This window comes from Natrinema halophilum (assembly GCF_013402815.2).
GTDB lineage: Archaea > Halobacteriota > Halobacteria > Halobacteriales > Natrialbaceae > Natrinema > Natrinema halophilum.
On sequence record NZ_CP084880.1, the window covers coordinates 236,535 to 260,634 of the forward strand.

Annotated in this window: 19 protein-coding genes and 1 pseudogene; 9 read left to right on the plus strand and 11 right to left on the minus strand. The window is 52.8% G+C overall.

Translation table 11 applies throughout. The annotated features are described in order from the left end of the window. The first annotated feature begins 1,146 nt into the window (after positions 1-1,146). Positions 1,147-2,202: a thiamine-binding protein gene (locus tag HYG82_RS42960; RefSeq protein ID WP_235217937.1), complete on the plus strand. Its 1,056-nt coding sequence runs from the start codon at positions 1,147-1,149 to the stop codon at positions 2,200-2,202. A 107-nt stretch (positions 2,203-2,309) separates the two neighbouring features. Here the strand turns inward: HYG82_RS42960 and HYG82_RS42965 are convergent. Then, positions 2,310-2,663 (minus strand): annotated as a pseudogene (locus HYG82_RS42965) (SDR family NAD(P)-dependent oxidoreductase); the annotation flags it as partial. Positions 2,664-3,557: 894 nt separating this feature from the next. Here HYG82_RS42965 and HYG82_RS42970 point away from each other — a divergent pair. Further along, complete coding sequence (locus HYG82_RS42970; protein ID WP_235217938.1) at positions 3,558-4,196, plus strand: hypothetical protein; 639 nt, start codon at positions 3,558-3,560, stop codon at positions 4,194-4,196. 746 nt (positions 4,197-4,942) lie between these two features. Here the strand turns inward: HYG82_RS42970 and HYG82_RS42975 are convergent. Both HYG82_RS42975 and HYG82_RS42980 read right to left on the minus strand, forming a co-directional pair. After that, positions 4,943-6,316 (minus strand): nicotinate phosphoribosyltransferase, encoded by a 1,374-nt coding sequence (locus HYG82_RS42975; protein ID WP_235217939.1) that lies wholly within the window; start codon positions 6,314-6,316, stop codon positions 4,943-4,945. A gap of 84 nt (positions 6,317-6,400) precedes the next feature. Continuing rightward, the gene (locus HYG82_RS42980) at positions 6,401-6,574 is read right to left on the minus strand and encodes a hypothetical protein (RefSeq protein ID WP_235217940.1); all 174 of its coding nucleotides are present in this window, start codon (positions 6,572-6,574) and stop codon (positions 6,401-6,403) included. Between the two features lie 47 nt (positions 6,575-6,621). Here HYG82_RS42980 and HYG82_RS42985 point away from each other — a divergent pair, with 47 nt between their 5' ends. Further along, positions 6,622-7,257 (plus strand): dienelactone hydrolase family protein, encoded by a 636-nt coding sequence (locus HYG82_RS42985; RefSeq protein WP_235217941.1) that lies wholly within the window; start codon positions 6,622-6,624, stop codon positions 7,255-7,257. A 2,097-nt stretch (positions 7,258-9,354) separates the two neighbouring features. Continuing rightward, positions 9,355-10,788: an orc1/cdc6 family replication initiation protein gene (locus HYG82_RS42990; protein WP_235217942.1), complete on the plus strand. Its 1,434-nt coding sequence runs from the start codon at positions 9,355-9,357 to the stop codon at positions 10,786-10,788. Between the two features lie 572 nt (positions 10,789-11,360). Here the strand turns inward: HYG82_RS42990 and HYG82_RS42995 are convergent. The 4 genes from HYG82_RS42995 to HYG82_RS43010 form a co-directional block, all read right to left on the minus strand. Then, a complete protein-coding gene (locus tag HYG82_RS42995) occupies positions 11,361-12,128 on the minus strand; it encodes an SDR family NAD(P)-dependent oxidoreductase (RefSeq protein WP_235217943.1) in 768 nt (255 codons plus the stop codon). Between the two features lie 203 nt (positions 12,129-12,331). Continuing rightward, positions 12,332-14,272 carry an archaea-specific SMC-related protein gene (locus HYG82_RS43000; protein ID WP_235217944.1) on the minus strand — a complete coding sequence of 647 codons (1,941 nt, stop codon included), beginning with the start codon at positions 14,270-14,272 and terminating at the stop codon, positions 12,332-12,334. 420 nt (positions 14,273-14,692) lie between these two features. Beyond that, the gene (rdfA, locus tag HYG82_RS43005) at positions 14,693-15,355 is read right to left on the minus strand and encodes a rod-determining factor RdfA (protein ID WP_235217945.1); all 663 of its coding nucleotides are present in this window, start codon (positions 15,353-15,355) and stop codon (positions 14,693-14,695) included. A gap of 451 nt (positions 15,356-15,806) precedes the next feature. Then, positions 15,807-16,115 (minus strand): acyl-CoA dehydrogenase family protein, encoded by a 309-nt coding sequence (locus tag HYG82_RS43010; RefSeq protein WP_343233117.1) that lies wholly within the window; start codon positions 16,113-16,115, stop codon positions 15,807-15,809. 435 nt (positions 16,116-16,550) lie between these two features. Between HYG82_RS43010 and HYG82_RS43015 the strand changes: the two genes are divergently transcribed. Next, positions 16,551-17,708, plus strand: a complete 1,158-nt coding sequence (locus HYG82_RS43015) for an acyl-CoA dehydrogenase family protein (RefSeq protein WP_235217947.1) — start codon at positions 16,551-16,553, stop codon at positions 17,706-17,708. 240 nt (positions 17,709-17,948) lie between these two features. Here the strand turns inward: HYG82_RS43015 and HYG82_RS44785 are convergent, their stop codons facing one another. Next, a complete protein-coding gene (locus HYG82_RS44785; RefSeq protein ID WP_425495430.1) occupies positions 17,949-18,155 on the minus strand; it encodes a CoA transferase in 207 nt (68 codons plus the stop codon). Between the two features lie 567 nt (positions 18,156-18,722). Here HYG82_RS44785 and HYG82_RS43020 point away from each other — a divergent pair. Then, complete coding sequence (locus tag HYG82_RS43020; RefSeq protein WP_235217948.1) at positions 18,723-19,517, plus strand: enoyl-CoA hydratase/isomerase family protein; 795 nt, start codon at positions 18,723-18,725, stop codon at positions 19,515-19,517. Positions 19,518-19,553: 36 nt separating this feature from the next. On the opposite strand, the gene HYG82_RS43025 is transcribed toward HYG82_RS43020, so the two are convergent. Next, positions 19,554-20,372: an enoyl-CoA hydratase/isomerase family protein gene (locus HYG82_RS43025; RefSeq protein ID WP_235217949.1), complete on the minus strand. Its 819-nt coding sequence runs from the start codon at positions 20,370-20,372 to the stop codon at positions 19,554-19,556. A 35-nt stretch (positions 20,373-20,407) separates the two neighbouring features. On the opposite strand from HYG82_RS43025, the gene HYG82_RS43030 reads away from it, so the two are divergent. Beyond that, positions 20,408-20,809 (plus strand): enoyl-CoA hydratase/isomerase family protein, encoded by a 402-nt coding sequence (locus HYG82_RS43030; protein WP_235217950.1) that lies wholly within the window; start codon positions 20,408-20,410, stop codon positions 20,807-20,809. An 85-nt stretch (positions 20,810-20,894) separates the two neighbouring features. Continuing rightward, a complete protein-coding gene (locus HYG82_RS43035) occupies positions 20,895-21,353 on the plus strand; it encodes a MaoC family dehydratase (RefSeq protein WP_235217951.1) in 459 nt (152 codons plus the stop codon). A gap of 142 nt (positions 21,354-21,495) precedes the next feature. On the opposite strand, the gene HYG82_RS43045 is transcribed toward HYG82_RS43035, so the two are convergent. Continuing rightward, positions 21,496-21,738 (minus strand): P-loop NTPase family protein, encoded by a 243-nt coding sequence (locus HYG82_RS43045; RefSeq protein ID WP_425495431.1) that lies wholly within the window; start codon positions 21,736-21,738, stop codon positions 21,496-21,498. A gap of 90 nt (positions 21,739-21,828) precedes the next feature. Between HYG82_RS43045 and HYG82_RS43050 the strand changes: the two genes are divergently transcribed. Further along, positions 21,829-22,179: a hypothetical protein gene (locus HYG82_RS43050; RefSeq protein ID WP_235217952.1), complete on the plus strand. Its 351-nt coding sequence runs from the start codon at positions 21,829-21,831 to the stop codon at positions 22,177-22,179. A gap of 733 nt (positions 22,180-22,912) precedes the next feature. Here the strand turns inward: HYG82_RS43050 and HYG82_RS43055 are convergent. Next, complete coding sequence (locus HYG82_RS43055) at positions 22,913-24,076, minus strand: acyl-CoA dehydrogenase family protein (RefSeq protein ID WP_235217953.1); 1,164 nt, start codon at positions 24,074-24,076, stop codon at positions 22,913-22,915. Positions 24,077-24,100: the final 24 nt, after the last annotated feature.

Genomic DNA, 24,100 nt, shown 5'->3' on the forward strand with positions numbered 1-24,100 from the left:
ACGCGTGAACCTCGATCAAACAGTACCGACACAGTGGGTCTCGGTTCTGAGACGTGGCAGTGGGTCTCGGTTCTGAGACGTGGCTGACGTGACACGTACGCGTACAATACGGGTGTGGTGACTCGCGAGCGTATAATTCGGACGACAGCGGCAGGACGAACAACGAAACGGAGCCCTGAGCGGTCAGTATGCGCAGCATCGAAAATGAAAGAACCCTTAGCCGAACAGTTCTCCGATCCCCTCCCCCGTCGGATCCTCGAACGCGCCGCTGTCTCGGAAACCGGTGCGTATGCGTCGAATGCTGTGAACTCTGTGGTGTCGATATCTGCTATGTCTATGGACGTGGACGTACACCGGTTCGCAGTACCACGAATGCTGGTTTATGTATATACCTGCTGGATGATAGTCTCTCCGCCCTAGAACGCGAGAGTCACAGCACACGAGAGTCACAGAACACGAGAATTACTTGGCGATTGGAGATAGAGGAACTCTCGTGACAGCAATCGGTTGGGTCAGCCCGTCTTCGAGCTACGAGTAGATAGTTTGCCTAGATCGTATCGTCTACTAATCGTCCACATTTTCGATTACTCTGTCCATACATATGCAACTCTTTAGTGAGACTGGCGCATATGCGTCGAGAGGTGAAGCGTGGTATCGACCCGGTCGAGGCTGTTGCTTTCGTTTCAAGCGATTATAACAGTCGTCCTGTTCCTGGTCGCGATACGATTGTTGTTGGGTTCGGCAGTCGAGTCGCTGGCCCCGTTCCTCAGGCGCTCTCTCAACCGAATCATCGTCGGCGACCGTTCAGCGCTCGGTGTTAGTTGGTTCGCTTCGTACGCGTTGGCAAATGGGTCAATCGTCGCTGCCCTTTCGCTATCCCTGTTAAGTTCGGATCTCATCGTTCCATCGCAGTTGTTCCTCATGGTCGTTGGGTCCCGGCTCGGCGGCGCAGCGGTCATCATCTTCATCGGAGCGTTCGATTATTTGAACGAAGAACTTGAATCACTCAGCGATTCAGTGAGCCTCGGCCTTCTTACTTTTTTGCTGACGCATTCGATTTACGTACCCGTGCTGATTGTCGGGTACGTTTTGGTACCAGTATTTGAACGCACGTTACTGGAAACGGACAGGGTGATGACCCTATCTATGGATTCTGGCGGCAGAACAGTGATACTCGATCACAACGTGGTAGAAGTCAAGGCGGCCATTCCCGACGTTCTCTCCGCAGTCACCGACGGATTCAGTAGCTGGTCTGGAGGAGCGATCGCGTTTTTCGTAGCGATTGGGATGATCTTTTTGAGTATGCAACTGTTCGATAGAACGCTCGACGCTATTGATAAGCAGCGATTGCGGAATCGGTACGTGACCAAACTCAATAACAAGTGGACGTCCTTTGGAATCGGTCTCGTGTTCACCGGCCTGACGACGAGCGTTGCGTTTTCCCTCGGCGTCATCGTTCCGCTCTACAACCGTGGTCACGTCAAACGGAACGAAATAATCCCGTACGTATTGGGTGCAAACATCGGAACCCTGGTCGACACCCTCATCGTCGCAATCGCTCTCAATACACCCGTCGGTGTCATGACCGTGGCTCTCTTGCTCGGCATCAGTTTCGTCGTCTCTAATCCCGATGGTGTTCTACAAAAAATATACGAAGGTGATCAGCTCGGCTCAGTCGGAACTGCTCAACGATACAGGGTATTTCGTCGGATTTCTCATCACCCTTCTGATCGCCCCAGTACTGCTCATTGTTCTTTGAGATACCCGGTGTCCAGTCCGATGCACCAGTTCTATTCGACCCGGACGTCAGAAAACGCAAGCGAAACTACCGTGTACCTGTTGGAGGATACGAACATGATTGCAATAACCCGACTCGAGATCATTCCAGTTCGAGAGAGACACATGTCGGACCAGATCGCCGACGCGATCGAGACGCTCGTTGGGTTCGACGTTACGTACGAACTGACGCCGATGGACACGGTCATCGAAGCCGACGACGTAAGTGAAATCTTCGATGCCGCCGCGGCTGCACACGAGGCTATCGACGAAAACCGTGTGATCACCTCGTGGAAATCGATCAGCAACCAGATCGGGACCAGCACACGTCGGATCGAGTGGCGACAGTCGAACACCAGCTTGGACGGTCTGCAAGCAACTAACGACGGCGCGCCCGATCGGAGAATCGACGCTCTGTCTCGGTGACACACGGATTCTTTCTCGATGGTGACGAGGTTGTAGAAATTCGCATCGTCGAATTCCGCATCGATCATCGGTGTCTCGACAAAGCCCGGACAGATGCTGTTTGCGCGAACACCGCAATCGGCGTAATCGACGGCAACCTCTCGAGTTAGGTTCACGACACGGCCTTTCGAGGCAGCGTACGCCGCCATGTCTGGTCCACCGACGAGTCTGCGAATCGACGCGATATTGAGGATACAGCCCCCTGGTTCCTCGAAATGCGGCAGTCTTGCCAGTGATCCGTGCGTGACGGCGTCTAGATTCGTCTGCATGACGTCGTGCCAGTCCTCGAGCGACATTTGCTCGAGCGTTTCGACGCGAGAAATGCCAGCGTTGTTCACCATGACGTCGAGTCGGTCGTATTCGTCGACGACGTCCTCTACGAGGGCCGTTACCTGGTCGTACTGGCATCGTTCTCGAGGAATCTGGCTGCGGTCGCATTGCCGATCCCCGACGAGCCGCCAGTGACGATCGCTATCTTGTCATCGAGAGCCATATCACTCCTCTCGACGGCGAATATCAAAAATGCCGAGACACACTCGTCTCGGTCGACCGTATCTGGGAGGGAGCGACATCCTTGCCGGAGTGTCCCAACAGATCCTGCTATTCCAGAGGAAGTCGGAGTTCGTTCGCGGGATCTTCCGCGACAACCCATCAGTGGACACCGACTTTAGATCGAGGTACTCGACGTGGTAACGAAGATCCCCACTGATACCGTGGTTCTTCCCGCAGAGATCGCAGCGGTGGTGACGTCGACAACACACTGAGAACACGCCAAATCGTGCTGACACCGAAGAATTCGAGCAGGGGTTTGACCTGTCCGAACCCCGCATAGTTCTCTCCGCTTCACGCTCCATACAGCGGTGACGTTTCTGAATTGTCGCTACAGTGGGCTCGAGCCATCACTATCAGCCTCGAAGTAACAGAGTGCACAGAACAATCGGCAGGAGACGATCGTCGGAAATAGCCGTGAACCAGCAATGAAGTCAGGTGAGACTGTATTGAAGTCGAGTGGGACTATATCGAAGGCAGAGGGAAACCAGGGTCCGGTGTCGTATCGTTGTGCCAGCCGATAGTATCGGCGCGATTAGAGTACAGAGCCAGAGATAATTCCACCAGTTTGCACAATGGTATTATACCCTCGCCGATGGTCGCCAGCATACCGGTGGTGATCCGAAATCAGGAGTTGAAAGCCACGAGGGAAAACGGGCGATGTACCGTCGATGAACGATCCGATATTTGAGCGCTCGAATAGACCGTGTTGATAGACGATTACCATCGTACGGATCTAGTTCGGGTACACGAACAAACGAAACACCATGAATCAACACCAGTCACAGCCACGACAAAGCCGATATCAGCGACAGGAACCACTGCAAACGGGACAGCATCAACAGGAACAGCCACAGCAAACCAGACAGCATCAACAGGAACAGCCACAGCAAACCAGACAGCATCAACAGGAACAGCCACAGCAAACCAGACAGTATCAACAGGAACAGCCACAGCGAACTGGTCGACTCAGTCAGCCGTCCCAGCAGGGGGAACAGCGGGGGCCCCAACAGGCACCGTTCGGCCAGCAGTTTGCCCAATCGGCTCCGGAACAGATCCTGTCAGCCGTCGAAAGCCTCGATAGACTCGAGACGGTCGCGGAGTTTGCGGACGCACAGGCCATGCAGCAAGGGAACCGTCAGGTCGCAAAGATTGCAGACGCGATGAAAGACATCGCCCACATCCAGAAGGAACACATCGTCGAGGAAAACCCCCTTGCCCAGGAATTCGGTCAGTGTAGTCAACAGGTTATCCAGAGCGGGATACAACAACTCCAGCAATACCAGCAACAGCCGGAGATTCAGGAACTCGTCGAAACGGCACAGCAGACGCTCGACTCGGTTAGCAGTGGCCTCCAGACGCAGCCGACTGGCGGGCAGCAATCTAGTCGCCAGTGGCGCCGCTGAAGCGGATTTCGCGTCTCACGGACGACAGATGTTTTTTCGAACCGGACACGGTGAATGGGTCCGGAACGATTTCAGAACGATCGGGTCTGAGCTCGTACTGCGAGAAGTCGTTTCGGAACCGGACGATTCCCACCGGGAACTGATAGCAATCCCGCTCGTCGCGGGGTCGGTACTACCGTTACGTATCGCGATCCGTGCACAGAACAGTTCGTGATTAGACTCGGTTTCGAGCCAGTCGAGCGCAACACACTTCGACATCGTCGGCGAACGAATCGCTCGCCGCTCGTCAGTATCAGTATCACTCATCGGTAGACGGACACGACGGCGAATAGCGAACCGGTCGACGGGTTCGATCGTCGTATTTTCCCGGGCCCACTATCCCGACCGCGCAAGTGAATACCGCTCGAAACCAGGATGAAGTGGAGTGACGGACGAGGGATACCACGGCGCGTCCGCTCGAAATGGACCTGGGTGGTACTTGGCTGTGCGTTCGTGGTTTTCGCGGCCGTTGGTGTCCGGAATGGAACCGGTGGAGCGATCCATCCAATTCCAAATGCATTCCTCCCAATCGTATTGACAGTCACAGTCGCGGGTCTCGTGAAAGGGAGTAATACGAGGAACGCTATCAACCGTCATCTCCGGCTCGGGCAGCGACGACTCCTCGACCAGCTGTTTGGAACCGACGAACCCGAGTTCGGCGAATAGCGCCGACTGATTCGAGACAGGTGTCCGCCCCATGTTCGCTGTTACATCTCTCTGTCTCGGGTCGACCGTTCTGTCTCCACCGTTGTCGTTTCGAGTTCATTACTGATTCGGACCTCGTACGTGTCGGGGTTTCGAATACGTCTGTATCGTTCGGGAAGCGCCTCGAGTTCTCGTCGAGCCCGTTCCTGAATCGATTCCAAATCTGGCGGCGTGTAGACGATCGAGCCGTCCTCAAAAATCGTCTCGAGGCAAGGTTCGCCTGCTCCTTCGAGTGACTCGTCGTGGCGCGCGAGTACGTCGTACTGATACGACCCATCTCGTTCGACGCGATGGATCTCCTTTCGGCCGGGATAGGTCACTTTGCCGGGCGAGAGTTTCATGCTCGGGGAAAGTACGCCATCGCGCTCGACTGCAGTTAGTTTGTAGACGACGCCGCTGTCCGGTGCGTCCTTGCTCGTCGTCACGGCCGTTCCGGGGCCGAACGCTGATGCGACGCCGCCTTCCTCGAAGAACTCCACGAGAAAATACTCGTCTACGCCCGAAGACACGACGATGCCAGCGTCGCCGACGATCTCGTTCACTTCGTTCGAGAGGTCGATCAGATCGCCCGAGTCCAATCGAACACCACCCAGGCTGACGTCGCGCTCTTCGGTCACGGAGACCGCGCGTTCGGCACCACCGATCGTATCGTACGTGTCGACGAGATAGATCGCGTCGTCGCCGTAGCAATCGGCAAACGCCTCGAAGGACTCGCGTTCGCTGTCGAAACTCTGCACCCACGAGTGTGCCATCGTCCCGTAGGTCGGCACACCGAATCGGTTGCCAGCCAGCACGTTCGATGTCCCGTCGAATCCGCCGATATATGCCGCTCGCGCGGCCTTGAGTCCCGCATCAGTTCCGTGAGCACGACGCGATCCGAAATCGACGAGGTCCTGGCCATCACCCTGTCTGCGAATGACGTCGACCATCCGAGCCCCCTTCGTCGCGACCAGCGTCTGGTACCCGATCTGATTGAGGATGAGCGTCTCGAACAACTGCGCCTCGTGGATCGGCGCAGTCACCTCGAGCATGGGCTCATTTGGGAAGACGAGCGATCCTTCGGGAAGGGCACGAATCGCCCCGGTAAATTCGAACGACTCGAGAAACGACAGGAAGTCATCTCTGAATCCCTCCTCAGCGAGGAAATCAATCGTCTGATCGCCGAACTCGAGCGTCTCGACGTACTCGATTACCTGCTCGAGTCCGGCTGCGATTGCGTATCCCCGATCTGGCGGGAGACGCCGGAAGTACATCGAGAAGGTCGCCGTTGGAGTGTGGTCCGATTCGATATACCCTTGCATCATTGAAAGTTCGTATCGATCGGTGAACACGGAAAGGTCGTGCGAATCGATGTGGCCGAGCGTCGGCTGAGTCATATGCTACACGAATGCTGACGACGACCGGAACGAAATAACTTAGACGAGCAAACGAGTCGAGACCTCCCTTTCGATCCTGATTGGCTACCGCTTCCGATCGTCTATCATGCGGCCGCCCGCTTCGTCTTGCATGCCGTTGGGAATGGAGGTGAAATAAAGCGAAATCAATACGTCGTGTTCGGTGAGAAGTTCGAGCAGGCTGTCGAGGTTCGCCAGTCCCCTGTTTGGATGCTGCTGCCCTGAGGGAACGACTAGCACAGCCCTCCACATTCAATAGCATGGCCGGTGGACGAACGACGGTGGGAATGATTGATAATTCGATCGTCACGGTCACCGTCGGCGACGTCGATCTCGAGGGGGAGTTGCTCGTCCCAGAAGACGCAACTGGCCTCGTCCTGTTCGCCCACGGGAGCGGCAGCAGCAGACACAGCCCGCGAAACAATTTCGTCGCCGAGCGGGTTCGTGAGCGCGGGGTCGGGACGTTACTGTTCGACCTGCTCACCGAGAAAGAGGATCAAACGTATGAAACGCGATTCGATATCGCATTACTGACCGATCGTCTCGTCGGCGCAACGGAGTGGGTCCGCCGACTTGACGATACTGCCGGTCTCCGGATCGGATACTTCGGATCGAGTACCGGTTCTGCGGCGGCACTCCGTGGCGCAGCACGACCTGAAACGGACATCGCAGCCGTCGTCTCGCGAGGAGGACGAGTCGACATGGCTGAAGACGTCCTCGATCAAGTAACGGCACCGACGCTGTTCATCGTCGGTGGTGATGACCAACCGGTTCTTGAATGGAACAAAGAAGCATACAAACTACTGGCGGGGGAGAAGTCTCTCGAGGTCATCGACGGTGCAACACACCTATTCGAAGAACCAGGGGCGCTCGAGGCGGTCGCCGATCACGCAGGCGAGTGGTTCGCTGAGAAACTCCAGTGAACGAACGTCGTGGCGACCAGACGGAATCACCCGCAACGTCTTTCTGGTCGAACGCGCAGTTCACACACGAAGGTAGAAAATACAGCGGACGCTGTATTTTGTCCGTAATAGGTGTGATCGCCGCTTCCAAAATCGCACTCGAGCCACGAGTGTGAAAGGGAATGCCGATGTCATACGTGTATGTCTTTATCACGAAGACGGCGTCGACTTCATCTCCTCGGTTAGCGATTGCCGCCGCGAGTTGGATTCTGATATCGGTTTAGACGTCAAATAGACCGATGCGCTGAGTAAAGGTAGTAATGGAACGCGAATTCGTCCGCTTGGCTGCAGTAGTGTTTTAGTTCGATGTGGGTTCCGAGCTTCTGAAACCAACCCCGCATCACTCGCCTGACAAACTACGAATTCGTACTGAAACATCACACGTAGGACTGGTTGAAAATAAAATAGTTGAATGATAGCCAAAGAAGCGTGTTTCCTATTTGTGGATACTCTATTGTCCTTTTCCGTCTCGACCGAGGGTTATGCACGGACACACCTCTATCGATGTGTTTCTGCCGGTTCCGAGATTAACTCACATATTATCATGAATGTTCAGATATACGGCTGGGTTGGAATAACTAACGACATGACCTCCATCCCATAACGACATGACCTCCATCTCAGCATGAGAACTAACTCCTGCCCATGCGACGTTCAGGTGCTTTCGCTACTATGTGATGACGATCAGTATGCAGATTGTCGCTTTTTACACCAGTATTAGAGGAGCCTATCGAGATCGTGACTATCCACCGGTTGCCCGTTCATTTCCCAGAGTAAGTATCGATGGTTGTTATATTATTAGTCGGTCGAACGTTCAGACACCCCTCTATCGAAGTGTACAGTGAGTGAATCCCACACAACTCCAGCGAGCATCCGACGGTTTTGTCAAAACAGCACTCGACAAATTACTCAAAACCCTATAATAATATTTTCATACTCAAAACCCTATAATAATAATATTTTCACTCATGTCGGAATAACAATATACTTACTCAGTTTCGAATAATATGCCATCTCCATATAATCCAAGAGCTGGAAGGAAGAAATAGAGCGAGAATTGTGGAATCGAGACTGATCTATCCGTCAGTTAAAAGGTCCCTATAATTCCGGCTAACGGTGAAGTTCGTTCTCAAGCGAACGTCCTGACGTCAGTAATCGCATAGACACCCCTCTATCGATGTGTATAAGACCGGCTGAGGTGGATGGTTTCCTCGACTGAAGTAGACGATCTACCGGGAGCATTCGTTGTTAGTGTCCTTGGAGCTGGCCGTTGATTTCAGTAATAATAGTCTTATCGCTGACCGGTGACACAAGAAAACTTGAAAGACCTTCTTTATTTTTCGAACACCCACACCCCTCTATCGATGTGTTCAACTACTCAACAGAGGGGTGGGGCAGACGATATTAAGTACTTTGTGCCAATCCACCGGATGTTCTACCGATCATATGGCCGAAATCAGTAGTATTATGTTCCGATCCTAAAACAAGATTGGCATACAGATGGACAAAAGAGAGTATTTACGCCTTTTTCATTCTTACCCTCTATTAACTAGACTAGACTAGACTAGTCTAGAATGAACCCCCACACCCCTCTATCGATGTGTTCGATGTGTTCACTCACTCTTTTATTCTGTTGTTCCCCTAACCACAGAGTGGGGTCATCTACTCATCTACTCAAAATATGTTCATTCCAATAATAGCCTATATCTAATCTATTTCACGGATAATATCCACGAAATACCTAACTAATGTGTATTCTAGAACTCATAGCACCTCAAATTTGCACATCTAAATTTCGATACGCTGTTTTTCGTCGTGTACCCATCAGATAGTTCTTCTCACTGAGAGAGAAAACACTTCGATAGAGGGGTGTCTGTTACTCGGATCGTGTCTCTTCGAACTTCAAGAGTTTTCATCAGACGCTCCCTCAGTTTCTCGATGGGTTGATGGTGAGCTAAGTGAGAGTCTTCTTCCCGGCCTTTCTGCCGCCTCATTCGGAAGAACACACATCGATAGAGGTGGGTAACACTTTTGGTTGCGCCCTGTATGGACCTCCGTATGGGAACAGATGATTTCGAGGATCCTCGAGACACGACGGGGAGACCGAATGAGGAGACAACAGAGGGGGATGTTTCTTCATCGGATTCTTCCGAGGCGTCGGAATCTCTATCCTCGAGTGATCCGACGAATGCGGGTGAGTCACAATCGATCGAGGATATGCTACTAGAGTTCGACCAGCAAGAGGGTCTTATCCGCGACCGGTCGCTACTCGATCCAAATCATATCGTCGAAGAAGATCGGATCGTTGGCCGCGACAGACAACTACAGGAAGTTACAAAAATGCTTCGTGTTGCTCTTGGTGATAATCGACCGCCGAATCTTTTTCTTTACGGGCCGTCTGGGACTGGAAAATCATTAATCACAAAGGCTGTTTGTAAGAATATCAGTGGTATCTGCGAAACACGAGATATCCGTTTTGGAACTATCGAAGTCAATTGTCAGGATCTAGACACTCTAGGCGTTGCTGTATACGAACTAGTAAACTGCGCTGCTGAGGAAGCAGATGTCGAGGTTGAGGTTCCCAAGCACGGAGTCGCAACGAAGGAAAAATGGGACGAACTCTATCGAATTGTCAATGAAAACTTCGATTCAGCTGTGTTCGTTTTAGACGAACTAGATATGCTCGTCGGACGTCGAGACAAACAGGAGCCGGCATTCTCTCGTCTCCTCTATCAACTTTCGAGGGCCGGCGCGAACAACGAACTCACCGCACACATATCCGTTGTTGCTATCTCCAACGATACGAAAATGATGGAATCCGTTGGAAGTCGAGCGTTGAGTTCATTTACACCTGAAGATGTTCACTTCGACGACTACGACGCGAACCAGCTGCAGTCGATTCTTCGTCGGCGCCAGGATGCGTTCTACGAAGCCGTTCTCGATAAGGACGTAATTCCATTAGCGGCGGCTTTCGCAGCCCAGACTCATGGTGATGCGCGCAAAGCAATCGATCTGATGCGCGTTGCCGGCGAACTCGCCGAACGGGAAGGCGATACTAACGTTCGCGAAGAACACGTTCGGCAAGCACAGGACAAAGTCGAGAAGAATCGAGTCCTCGAAGTCGTTCGCGGTATCAGCACTCAGAAGAAACTCTGCCTCTATGCGACGGCGGCGGTTGCTGCTGAAACGAACAACGAGGCTGCTCGGAGCACCACCGGGTACCGTGTGTACCAGTTCCTCACGGAGGCAATCGACGCCGAGCAATATCATCAGGAAACGTATGTGAATAAAATGAAGGAAATGACGACGTATTCGCTGGTCAATTTCGAGCGACGAAGTCATGGACCAAGTTCAGGGATGTTCTTGGAGTTCCAGTTCGGCGAGCGTCCCGAAACAATTCTCGAAACACTCCGTGAGGATTCGCGTATCGATATGGTTTCGCCGAGCGAGGTCTCGAGTGTAGTCAAAGCCCAAATCATGAACGAGACGTAAGCTGACGAAGCGACAGCAAACGAGGATAACCCACCCGAGGATAACCCACCCGAGGATTACCCACCTCTATCGAAGTGTACCCACTACATTTTTAAATTAGTAGTTCATCTGTATGTCAGCTGTATATGTATTCGAATACGACCTCGTACACTCATGCCGATATACTGCCATATCATTTGCTCTCGCGCCTGAATTCGGTATTCGGTTTCAGTATCCGATCACACGTCGATACTCTACCCGGACACACGTAGTGGGTTCGAACGACGAGCAGTACCACACCCCTCTATCGAAGTGTACCTAGAACGAATAACTATGGACAATTCGTTTTGTACAAGAGGCTATTTCTCTCGTATAACCAGATCTAATTCTGTTCATTGAGAACGGCCGTACTCTTAGGACGGGTATTCGCGTAACTGTCGCTCCGAACTCATTCTTCGATGTGTAATTTCAGATTCTGAGAAATCAGACACCCCTCTATCGAAGTGTATTCATTCTCAGCAGCAGTACCTAAACGGTTCGGTATTATTTCTTTTGAAATGTAATTCAGATCGATGCTCAGTTCGCAGTGACACTTACTGGGCTGCTATCCCTCCGTCAGCAACGTGAACTTCACCTGTGACGTACCCAGCAGCATCGCTTGCAAGGTATACGGCGCTCGCAGCAACTTCGTCGGGATCTGCAAATCGGTTCTGCGGGATTGACTCGAGGATGTCTTCGCGAATGTTCTCGTTTTCACGGACGCCCTTCGTGAATTCGGTTTTTACGTATCCCGGTGCCAGGGCGTTTACACGGATCTCTGGAGTCCACTCGACAGCTAGTGATTTCGTCATTCCGACCAGAGCATGTTTTGAGGCTGTATACGGCGTTTGGTATGGGAGTGCGACGACACCGCCGACGCTGGCGACGTTCACAATAGAACCTGTTCCGTCCCGATCATCGATTCGACGGCCGAACTCACGCGAACAACGAAACGCGCCTGTAACGTTAACTCCAAGAATTTTGTTCCATGTCTCCATGTCCAGGTTCCGGGCGTCTCCGAAGAATGGGTTGACTCCAGCATTGTTTACGAGCACGTCGACGCAACCAAGCGACGCCTCGACGTCGTCGAACATCGCCTCAACGGATGCCCCGTCAGTCACGTCGAGCGTACACGGGTGGGCAGTCCCGCCGGCATCTTCGATACGGTCCGCCGTTGCCTCGAGAGCGTCTTCGGACCGAGCGACTGGGGCGACGTCTGCTCCTGACTTGGCCATGGCGACCGCGATTTCTTCGCCAATACCGCGACTACCTCCCGTCACTACCGCTACATTGCCTTTCAGCGAGAAGGCACTGAGTCCCATGAGAATCGATTCACAAATCACGGATATGAACGTTGTGTTATCACCGTATTAGGCCAGATCTCCGTGTTTGAACGGTTTAGATCCAAATCGGGTTAGGACTGAATTTGGTCACTGAAAGGGTTAGGACCGAATTTGGTCACCGAAGAGAAGAACGTACGAGACATAAGGTATCTGTGATCAGATATTACTGCCGGCTGACTGCGTTAACTCAGTTGATCTGCCGTTATCTGTGTATATTGATCCGTAATACGAGACGCATCTTCGGGGAGGAGTGCGACGATAAGGTACGACGAATACGCAGAAAAGTATTCGACCAGGTCTGCGATACGTTCAGAATCGATCGCCTCTAACGAATCCAACAACACGAACGGTACTTCTTGGTATACCTCGTGAACAAGATAGCCTGCGAGTGCAACTACCAAGCCGATCACCTCGCGTTCGCTTTCGCTTAGGTTTGCTACTATGTCTTCGTAAACGGATCCGGTTCCCGATTCTCGTACGAGGTGCAGGTCGAACGTCGTTTCATCCCCACTTCTCGCCTGCGATTCTTTTCGTTCAATCCAGACACGTGATATGTTTCGATAATTGAGGATATTTAGTACTTCGTCCATGTGCTTGTTGAACTTTGAAACGGATTCGGATTCGATTTCAGCCACTCGACCGCGCTCGCGATTGAGTTCTTGGCGGATTTCGTCGAGTTGATCCTGCAGCGTCGATTTATCTGGTAGCGATTCGATCTCGTCGATCTCTTCTTCGACTGATGCTAGCTCCTGTTGCTTCTGGCCCTGTTCGTACTGTAAATCGCTTATTTGCTCGTATGTTTCTAATAGATCGCTGTCGCGAAGTTCCTCAGTGTCGGCGACATCGGATTCGAGTTCGCTAATCGTTTTGCCCACTTCTTTTACTTCCGCTTCGAGGTCTGCCTTGCGCTCTTTTTTTGCCTCGAGTTTGCGTTCGACATCGTTTATTTCACTGCTAAGGCGTTCTCGCTCCTCGATCGCGTCTCGAATCTCCATTTGTTCGTTCTCTAGTTCGTTAATTCGCGACTCGAGATCGGAGATCTCGTTTCGTTTTTCAGTGACGACATTTCGAAGATTCTCAAGGCGATCTGCTATCGCTCCTCTATCGGCTCGATTTCCGCAGGTCCAACAGGTGACTTCCTGGTCCGATTCGGGGGCGAGTTCCGTAACAGGTCCATCGGTGGATGGTTCATCGGGCAAATTGGATATACTCTCGGAGAGTATATCTTCGTTGAATTCGACGATCGAAGCGAGATCTGATACCGTATTCTCGAGTTTTCGCTTTCGGTTCCGGTTGGATCGGAGTTCCCCCTGTATTGCGTTCAAATCTGCTTGAGTGTCCTCTGATAGATCGTCACGTTTCGAGCGAAGTTCCGCTGGCCGTTCTTTTAGGGCATCGATTTCCGCTGCAATGAGATCGATCTGGTCCGTGAGTTCGCTATGTTCTTTCCGCCGTTCGTCGAGCCTATCGACGAGTTCTTCGGCCTCTTCTGCCATCTCGGCGTTAGCCTCGTATTCGGTCACTTTCGACCGAAGCATCTCGATCTCCTCTTCGAGCGACTCGATCTCCGCTGAAAGCGTCTGCCGCTTTTCCTCGAGGTTCGGTAACGTATTCGAACGCCGTTCGATTTGATCGAGCTCTGCACTGATTTGCTCGCGTTCTCTTTTTAGATGCTGGATGCGGCGTTCGATTTCTGCTGTATCTACTGGCCGCATGATGATTTCTCGGAGGTTGTCACCGCGCTCTATTGCGAGGCGTGCCGGGTTATCTTCGAGAAGCGAGATGAAAAGATCGATCAGTTCATTGTTCTCCATATAGGGTTCTCCAGTCACCTGAACCCCGGTTTCCGTCCGTTTGTAGTGGCGCGAATACTCCCTGTCACCAACGGTGAGTGTAACGTGGCCTTCGTCAGCATCGCTTTTGAGCGTCGCATTCGTCCCACCGAGAATGTCACTGACCGCTCGTAGAAGACTTGTTCGATTGGTTGCATTTCTCCCCGTGAGAAGATTGACCCCGTTCTGGAATTCGACGGAGCACGAATTGATGCCGCCCAAGTTAGTAACGTCCAGTTCGACCCGCTCGTCGATAGTCGGCTTCTGTACAGTCTCGTCCGGATATGACATTATTCCTCTTTATCGCACCGTGCCATTTAAATTCTACGGCTTCCACTCTCACAAATTCTACGCCGCTTCTTTCTGTATAATGTCTCGTTTCAATTCTTTCTGTATAATATATTGTTTCTGTATAATACATTAGGTATGAATGAAACGGACCGTCATGAGACAAATCGTCACGAAACAGGGTTCCTCCGGAAAATAACAGTGTCATTCCAGGGGAGAACGATGGAATTCAATTTCAGATTAGTGGCTGAACTCGCTTATTGATGTCATCGAATTCCACATCGGGAACGAAAAATAAATCTCGAAGTTCAAAACGTGTCCCACTGAATATGCCCGAAAATCATAATTGAGCGCGAGGGGTGAAGCGCGAGGGGTGAAAAAGCAGCGACGAAGCAAGTCAAGCAGCGACGAAGCAAGTCACACTCATTTAGGGGTGGGTTCAGCCGTTTCATCTGAACTGCACGCACACGATTCCTGTTCGAGTAACTCCCCGAATCGGTACGTATTGCCACACTCCGGGCACGTTATCTGTATCATGACCGAAACATCAGTGCTCTGCATTGTAACGATGTCCGCGCTAACTAGTCGCGATATCGTCTGTTCGACGACCTGTCCGCATCGGGTGCGTGCCCATTCGATCGTATTTCGGGCTGCGTTGGTCGTAATGCGAATTCCACGCGAAGTGTCGATATCTAAACAGTTGTTGAGATGTGACCGAACGGTCGGGTGGGTGACCCAGTTCGACTCGATCTCACCGAGATCTATACCGTTCTGTTCGAAGCGTTTGCGAACTCTCGCTTCACGATCGGCCGGTATCTGGTCGTCTGCAAGGGTTTCATATACTGCTGATAGTGCATCATCGGCGCTCACGGCACCGTACGCGACGTTCGTGAGGTCAGTTTCCGCCTCGGCAAGTGCCGCTTCGAGAATTTGTTTATTAATGTAATCGGCTAGAACCCGAAGACTCGCATTCTGTCCGTCACGACGGTGTCGAATCTCCTCGTTGAGATCAGTAAGACCGTACTGTTCGATCGTTCGACCGATTTTGCACGCGCATCGTCGTTCGCTGTCGATAGGGTTACCCATCTGAGTCTTCCCTCCAGATCTCGTGTTTCCAGTTCCGTAGTCTCCTGATCGTCATGCTCATCGTACTTCTGGTGTATCATCCTCAAAATCGTTTCCCTTCGAATAGTCGGTGAGTAATTGACCTTCGCCGCTTTCCACCAGTACTCACTTTCTCTTCCTTCCACCAGTACTCACTTTCTCTTCCTTCCACCAGTACTATTGTAAAGCAAGTCTCGAATATTTGCATTCTCTGTCGTCTCGACTAGTCACGCTACTGGTCGCCTCGCCCAATGATGATACCGGCCACCCTAGGCAATCGCTATCACTGTGATGCGTTCCGCCATTATGAACATGAAACCATCGCACCGACGTCCGATCCGGCTTCGGGTTCGGAAATGGCAATCGCGATTACGTCGTCACCCGACGTGACCCCAGGAAGGTACCGCTCTTTGACAGCGTCACTCCCGAACATCTAGATCGTTCGGGGTGCGACCACCTGCTGTTTGTAGAGATATTCGGCCGTTTCAGGACAGACCTGTCCGACAGCTTCGATACTGAGCACTGCTTCGAATTCGCCCATGCCGCCGCCGTACTCTTCTGCGATATTCAATCCAAGATACCCCCGGTCGGCGAGCAACTCGATGTTCTCCATCGGTACCTCGCCGTCCCAGGAGAACGCAATATCCAAAAATTTCGTTTGGGCGAGTTCCTCTAGTGATAATACTACCATCTCCTGCTCCGCTGATAGGGATAGTATTTTATCGGGGGTCACAACATGCACAGTAAAGTCTTCTGTTTATTCTGGTGTGGTGTAGAGATTTCGCCATTTCGACCTGATATAGTATCGATGACTGGTTTGACGGAAATCGAGACGACTGGTTTGACGGAAATCAAGAATGGTGGACGTGTGCTATTAAAATTCCTCAATTGATCGAATCGCCGTCTGCGTCTACTCAAAGATAGGACGCGTCGTTACTATTCGTTGGAGAATGGACCGGGTGCGAGAGTGGATCAGCCACATACCAATTGTTCGAACGATCATATATGCGTGCGATCGAGTCGGACCCAATATGAATCTCCGCTGGAGGGTTTGAACATATTGAACAAAGAAACGCAACAAAAACAGTCCAATAATATCATTTGCTTTCTGTCAGTTCCCGTCCGTTCGGGAAGATATTAAAAGATTTAATAAACGATAGCGGGACGAGATACCTGCATGAACAATATTTCGGATACTATCCTGTCAAACGAACATAGGATGCTGCGCGATGAAACGAAGCGGTTCGTCGCGAACGAGGTAATTCCCGAGGCGAGCGAACGCGATCCGAAGAAAGAAGAGATGTCAGACAATCTCGTCGATCAACTGGCAGAAATGGGATTTTTTGGTATTTTGATCGATGAAGAGTATGGTGGACTCGGAATGGATCTGAAATCGTATGCGATAATCGCCGAAGAGCTATCTAGAGGGTGGCTCAGTGTGGGGAGTATCATCGCTCGTGGGCAGAGTCTGGCCGGGGCCACTGAAGCGCAGAAAGAAGAGTATTTGCCAAAGATGGCGTCCGGTGACGCGCTCAAAAGTATCGCAATCAGCGAGCCGAACGCGGGTAGTGACGTCGCGAATATGCAGACCCGCGCCGAGCGCGACGGTGACGAGTACGTCCTCAACGGTCAGAAGACGTGGACGACGTTCGCGAAAGGATCTGATTTCATTCTCACGTACGCGGTAACTGATCCGGACGCGGAGCCAGCCCATCGCGGTATTTCGGGTTTTATCGTCGAAAAACCGGCTGGCACGTTTGATCGTGACGGGCTCAGCGGACAATCGATCGACAAAATCGGCTATCACGGATGGAAAACGTGGGAAGTAAACTTCGACGACGTGCGCGTCAGCGCCGATAAACTCGTCGGCGGTGAAGAGGGGAACGGTTTCTATCAGATTATGGATTTCTTCGAGGAAGGCCGCGTTCACACTGCAGCTCGGTCGGTGGGATTAGCCCGAGGAGCGATCGAAGACTCGGTTGACTATGCTCAAGAGCGCGTGCAGTTCGATGAACCAATCTCCGAATTCCAGGCAATCCGGTTCAAACTGGCTGAGATGGCCACGCAGGTTGAGGCTGCGCGCGCGTTGATGTTGCTCGTTGCAGATTCGGTCGACTCCGGTGAACGAGCCGACGCCGAAGCTGCGATGGCGAAACTATTTGCCAGCGATATCGCCGAGAAAGTAACTAGCGAAGGGATTCAGATTCATGGCGGATACGGCTATACGACCGATTTCGACGTCGAACGATACTGGCGGGATGCACGATTGACGCGTATTTTTGAAGGAACGAACGAGATTCAAAAGCGCATCATCGCTGACGCGTTGCTTACGTAACTACCACCCACAATTAGCTGGATGCGTCACATCGGCGAGGATATGACCGGAAACAATCGAGGACAGGGGTAGAGACCGATCCGAACTCTGTTTCGAGGTTTCTAAAACGACGCTGGAAATTGGCACCTGTCGCGGTAGCCAAACATTCACTGCCGATGGACTAGTTATCTCAGAAACAGATCGATAAGGGGGTGTCTCAGTGCGAGAGGGCGGCAGTTTATTCGATGTGAATGCTCCCTCTCAAATCCTGTTCCTTGGTGAAGACTGAGAGCCGGAATCGCCCGACTGACGGTTCATGTCCCCGATTCCCGGTTGGTCGACTTTGATCACTTTGGCACCGAGATCGCCGAGCATAAGTCCTGTGAAGAGTGCTACGACGAGATAATCGAATTCTACGACAGTGATGTCGGACAGCGGAAATTGTGGTGTCGATTTAGTACCGATCATCGAATTGTCGTGTCATGTCCATCACTGAGTGCGTTCCGGCGCCAATTCTTGTCGCAGAATTCGTATCCGACCCGTTCTCAGGGGGGCGGTCGTTCGATACGACGAACGGGGTGCGGTCATCGTTTACCTCTCCTGTTGTTTCACCGGGAATGTCTCGATAGTCGACGCTGTTGCTCCCGAACGGTGTCCCAGTCGCGGCAGCAATCGGCGTGAATGCTCTCGAATCCCAGTCAACTCGCGGCAGTAACCGGTGGCGTTCTTCTGGTCTACGAACTGGTAATCGATATCCTGCCGGAGCTGACGTGAGGGTTTACTATCAATTAATATACCCAATAGGTCTGCGACCGGTGGTATATTAGTTTCGCTACAGGAGGACCTCCGTCGGTAGTCATAGAGTCACCAAGACTCCCATAGAGTCACCAAGACTCCCATAGAGTCACCAAGACCCCTCTAGAGCACTCTCGGAGCAATCTATTCGGGCTCAGCTGAGTACGGTTTCCGACCTCGTACGTAGCACATCAATCATCGAGGGAAAACGTTATTCGTCGACGTTTCGTGGCTCCGATCATGTCTGCTGATGTCGTTACCACTACGATCACGGAAGGAGTCGGCCGAATGAGAATCGATCGGCCGGAGAATATGAACGCGTTTACTCCTCGTGTTCTCGAGGGACTACACGACGCGATCCGAACGTTCGAGGCGGACGACGACGTTCGTTCGATCATGTTCACGGCTGCCGGCGACCGAGCGTTCTGCGCCGGCGTCGACCTCGGTGAGGAAGGTGGGCTCAGCCGATCGACGCCGGAGGCGTTGGATACCGTCCACCGAGCACAGCGGGTGCTCAAGGCGCTCCGCCGCTCACCACTTCCAGTTGTCGGCGCGATAAACGGATATGCGATGGGAGCCGGGATGGATCTCGCCCTGGGCTGTGACATCAAAGTCGTCAAGGCTGATGCCACGCTCAGTCAATCTTACGTGAACGTCGGACTATCGCCGGGCGACGGCGGGGCATACATGCTGCCCCGACTCGTCGGTGAAGAGGTTGCGAAGGACCTGATCTTCTCCGGCCGTCAGATCTCCGGCACAGAGGCCGGCGAACTCGGCATCGCATCGACGGTCGTCGACGGAGGTGCCGATCGCACTCGAGAGGTCGCATTCGATCGCGCTCGCGAGTTGGCGAACGGCCCCTCCGTCGCACTCGGAAACGCAAAGCAACTCATCAACGAAGCTCACGACGTCAACCTGGAGACGGGTCTCGAACACGCGATCGAGGCGATCGGGGAGTGTCGCGAAACGGACGATCACGCCGAAGCTGTTGCCGCGTTCGAAGAAGATCGTGATCCCGAATTCACGGGCGAGTAGGGAAATCGGGGCGATCCGAGGCAAACCGCGACAGCGTTACTCTTTGTTAGCCGGTTGAGAGCCGGTGAACGACCTTGCTGTGTGCTCGTCCCCGCTGACGAACGACTCGGCTCGATCGCGAAATTCCTCGGAATCCCAGACTGCTGCCGTCATGTCTCGAGCCATCTCTCGATTGACCATGCCGATGTTCGTCCAGGTTTTCATGATCGATTTGATGGTGCGGTAGGCCTGTGGACTCTTGGTGGAAACGATGTCTTCTGCAAGCGAAACAGCTTCGTCACGAGCGGTGCCGTCAGGGACGACACGGTTGAGTAGTCCCCACTCCTGCATCTGTGACGCGGGATACATCTCTCCGAGCAACAGCATCTCTCGCGCCCGTTTTTCGCCGACGAGCAATGGGAGCAACTGGACACCACCGCCGGCAGCGGTCGATCCGACGCCCACTTCCGGCTGCCCAAATGTAGCCGATTCACCGGCGACGATCAGATCACATCCCATCGCGAGCTCGTTTCCGCCGGCTGCGCAGACCCCTTCAATGGCAGCGATCGTCGGTTTCCCCGTCTCTCTGAGCACGTCGATCGCCTCGAAGTATTGGCTCATCCAGCGCGTCCCCTCTTCGAACGACATCTCGGTCAGGGTCCCGAGGTCGGCCCCCGAACAGAAGACGTCACTGGTCGTCCCGAGAACGATCGCGTCGATATCCGTCTTACGGTCGGCTGCCGTAAACGCGTCGTCCAGCTCCTGTATCGTCTGTAAATCGAGCGTGTTGTGCTGAGCTTCGCTGTCGAGCAGAACGTGGACGATCCGCTCGTTCGATTCGTCCGTCGTGACCGAAATCTTATCGAAGGCCGTCATCGTGGAGGGCAACACCTCCTCGAACATTAATCCCTGTGACCTGCCCGACCAGCGTCTGTCGGCGCCGGTCGGTCAAATCCCCGCGGTACCAGTTCGAGGCAATCGGCGAATTCGCCCGCTACAGCGGGTCGTCCGTCCTCAACCGATACCGTCTCCGATCTGGCCGAGAGGCCGAGGAATTTGGATTGGTTAACTCCGCGGTCGCGCCGGACGCGTTCGACGAGACTGTAGACGACCTCGTCGAGACGCTAGCCAGCAAGACCCCTCGTATCCTCGAGTGGCAGTCGCAGGTCTTTCGGGCACTCCGATCGAACGGTATCGAATCGGGCATCAATCACAGCCTCGAGGTGATCGCCGCTTGCTTCGATACGTACCATCAAAGCGAGGCGATGGCTGCGATCCTCGAGAAGCGGGAGCTGCAATTTCAGGGTCGGTAAGTCGCATTAGCTGTTCGAACGCACGATACCTACTGTTCGGACGTATGACGGAGACTATTTCCGAGTCGTCTTCGTTTGACCGCCCATGACGAAGCACTTCGAAGATCTGAGTGAGGGAGAGACGTTCAATAGCGATTCGCACACGGTAACGAAACAGGAGATTATCTCGTTTGCAAAGCAGTTCGACCCGCAGCCATTTCACGTCGACGAAGCGGCAGCCGAGGACTCGATGTTCGGCGGACTAGTCGCCAGCGGACTCCACACGCTCTCTATCGCCACTCGGTTGAGCATCGACGCCTGTCTGAGTAACATCGCGAACATGGGCGGCAGCGGGATGGACGAACTCAGGTGGTACACGCCCGTCCGCCCCGGCGATACGCTTTCGGTACGCGTAGAAGTACTCGAGAAAACGCCGAGCAACAGCCACTCCGACCGCGGATACGTCGATCTAATGCGGCGTGCATACACCGACGACGACGAGGAAGTGATGTCGGTTATCTCGCACAACCTCGTTCGGCGGCGAGGGTCGGAAGAGGACGACTGACGGGCCTCGTTTCGGGCCATCTCACGTTCAATGAGTGTCGACACTCGAAGGCCGCCATCGCCATATCTTCGTCCGGTTTTGTATCGGGATTCGACCGCGAAAGTGCCAGCAGGCGCTACTGCCGCTGGACGAATTATCCGGTTCAAACGCTTAAAGCAATAACTCTCGTTGACAGTCGGGCATCCGATTCGACATCCGCCTTGATCGAGGCATTGTCGCTGCCGAGCGTGGCCATGATTCCGTTGAGAAACGATGTTCGGTTGGTCGCGTGCCGCCCTGCAAGCACCGTCACTCCGGGTGAGAATTCGACCGCGGCCTGATCGATACCGCCGACGTTGTTCACATCGACTGTAATGTCTCTGTGTAGCTTTACGTCACTATCCATTTACCGACAGGTTGGCGGTTTCAGTACATAAACGTACGGCTTTCCCCGTTCCCTCGGACCGGTCGCGCGCTCGCGACCGAGTTGCTCGCGTTGCCAGCGACTGAACGACTGGCCGACAGGAGTCAAACGGCAGGCCTGCAGGTACCGACAGCGATATCATTGATCCAGTTGGGCACAGTCACACTGCACGTCCTCGTCGATATCCCCGATATCAAATTGGGCCCCACACTCTTCACAGATGACGCTCATGTCGACGAACACGCCCGGGGTTTGAATACCGATGTGATCGGTGTCGGCAAGCCGTTCGTGTCTGTCCTCGGCGACGGTGACGAGGCGACTCCGGAGTTGCTGGACGTTCGACTGCGCCTGTTCGACGCGATCGGTGTTCTAGCTGGCCTCGTGTTCATGTACGGTTTAATCAGGCAAATACGTGGAAATTGATCGCCTGGACCGTCTGCTATTTTTCAGTATCATCACAACTGTGAAGTGGCCGTTTATCTATATCACCGGTACCACTGTGAGGGAACCGTTTGACGGGGCCTTCTATGCTAGCTGGTTACACGGCTCGGATGCTGATCGAATGCTATCTATCGTACTTGGGCGGGGAATTCGACTTTTTAACCTGATCGAGTTCCGTTACGCCGCGGGTATTCGACAGTAGAAGTCCGTGGTTCATCGTGACGAAGTTCCGTGACGTCGGCTAGTTGAGTGCTGGTTGAACAGACGTGAGAATACGCTTCTTGTTGGCGAACCGTGAGCTCTCTCGACCCAGCGACTGAAATATCCCAGGTCCGCAGGAAGGTGTGCGTGGCTCGATACGAACCTGATTCTGGAAGCAACTGTGAAACAGATCGAATTCGACCCTCACCCTTCGGTCAGCGGGGGGAATCGGGGCTGTGAAACCCCTAGCGAGTGATCCAACCGGCGTGGTCGATACGAACTTCGGATCGGTAATCTACAGTCGGCAGTCGGGCCAGCGTCGTAGACGGCTTGAATAGCCCCCACTATAACACGCAACGGCCTCACCAGCCACTCAACGGACGACCACCAGCGGAGATGCTAAACAGTGCCCGTTCAAGTGTTTCCTAAACGCGGACTGTGAAATGTGACCCGTACCGTCTTCTCCGGATCAGGAGTATATCGCATCAACTATTGTTAGTTCGATTACTATTCATCATGACTGGCCAGGCGTTTGATCATCGGTTTGATCTTTCTCACGACTTTCTTCGTAGGATTCGAGGAACCGATCTGCGATTGTATTCCGCATCACTGCCCGAGTTCCGCCTCCAGTCTGAAACATCCAGACATCGCCAATATACTCAAAGAAAGGAGTATTCGTATAAATACCGTGGCCTCCAGTGATGGCCATCGCCGTATCAGTCGCCTCTTTTCCAGCCTTTGCTGCCTCTAGCTTGGTAGTTGCAGATACTAGTGGAGTAAGGTCATCATCTATTACTTTGGTTACCGCTCGGTCGCGAAGTGCCTTCGCACTCTCGAGACGGGCATAAGCATCAGCAATTCGCCATCGATTTCCCTGAAAGTCAGTCACATACCCTTTATCTCCAATTTCCCGTTGACTGGCATAATGTAATGCACGATCTAGTGCATACTCTCCAGTACCTATAAGACCGCTGGCATTTCCGACCCTCGATTCGTCCCAAGCCGTTGTGAATGCTTCGAATCCATCACCAATCTCTCCAAGAACCTGGTCATCGGGGACAACACAGTCATCGAGTTCAGCATCCCAAGTAGGAATCTCCCGACCTCCAACGATACCGTATTGCTTCGTCGGTGTATAGCCTGGATTATCTTGATGAACGATAAATGTCGTCAATTGGTCGTCGACCGTGGCCCAGACAAGGATGATGTCGGCTTCTGCCCCTTCGTGAAGCTGAGATTTTTTCCCGTTTATTTTGAACGTATCGCCCTCACGTTCGGCTGTCGTTTTCATCTTTTCGAAACTTGAGCCGGCTTCCGGTTCAGTGACAGCTACTGCGCCCATGATTTCTCCATTTGCCAACTTCGGAAGCAACTCTCCTTTCTGTCTCTCGTTACCGAGCTCTAAAATAATCCTAGCTATGTGGTAACTATTTCCATGGACGAGTTGGTGATACGGCCCAAGACCTTCTAGAACATGGTATCTGACAATCCCACCGTTGCCGAGTCCACCGTATTCTTCCGGTATTATCTGATTGCCACCAAGATGGCAAATCTTCTTGTATAAATCATGTGGAAATTCATTCTTATCCCTATATTCACTTAATTCTTCAAAATGGTCCTCGATAAAGTCGCGGGCTTCATTTCTATACTGAACAGCCTTTTCCGAAGTGTTATTCATCCTGTTAGTACAGTATATTGAAAA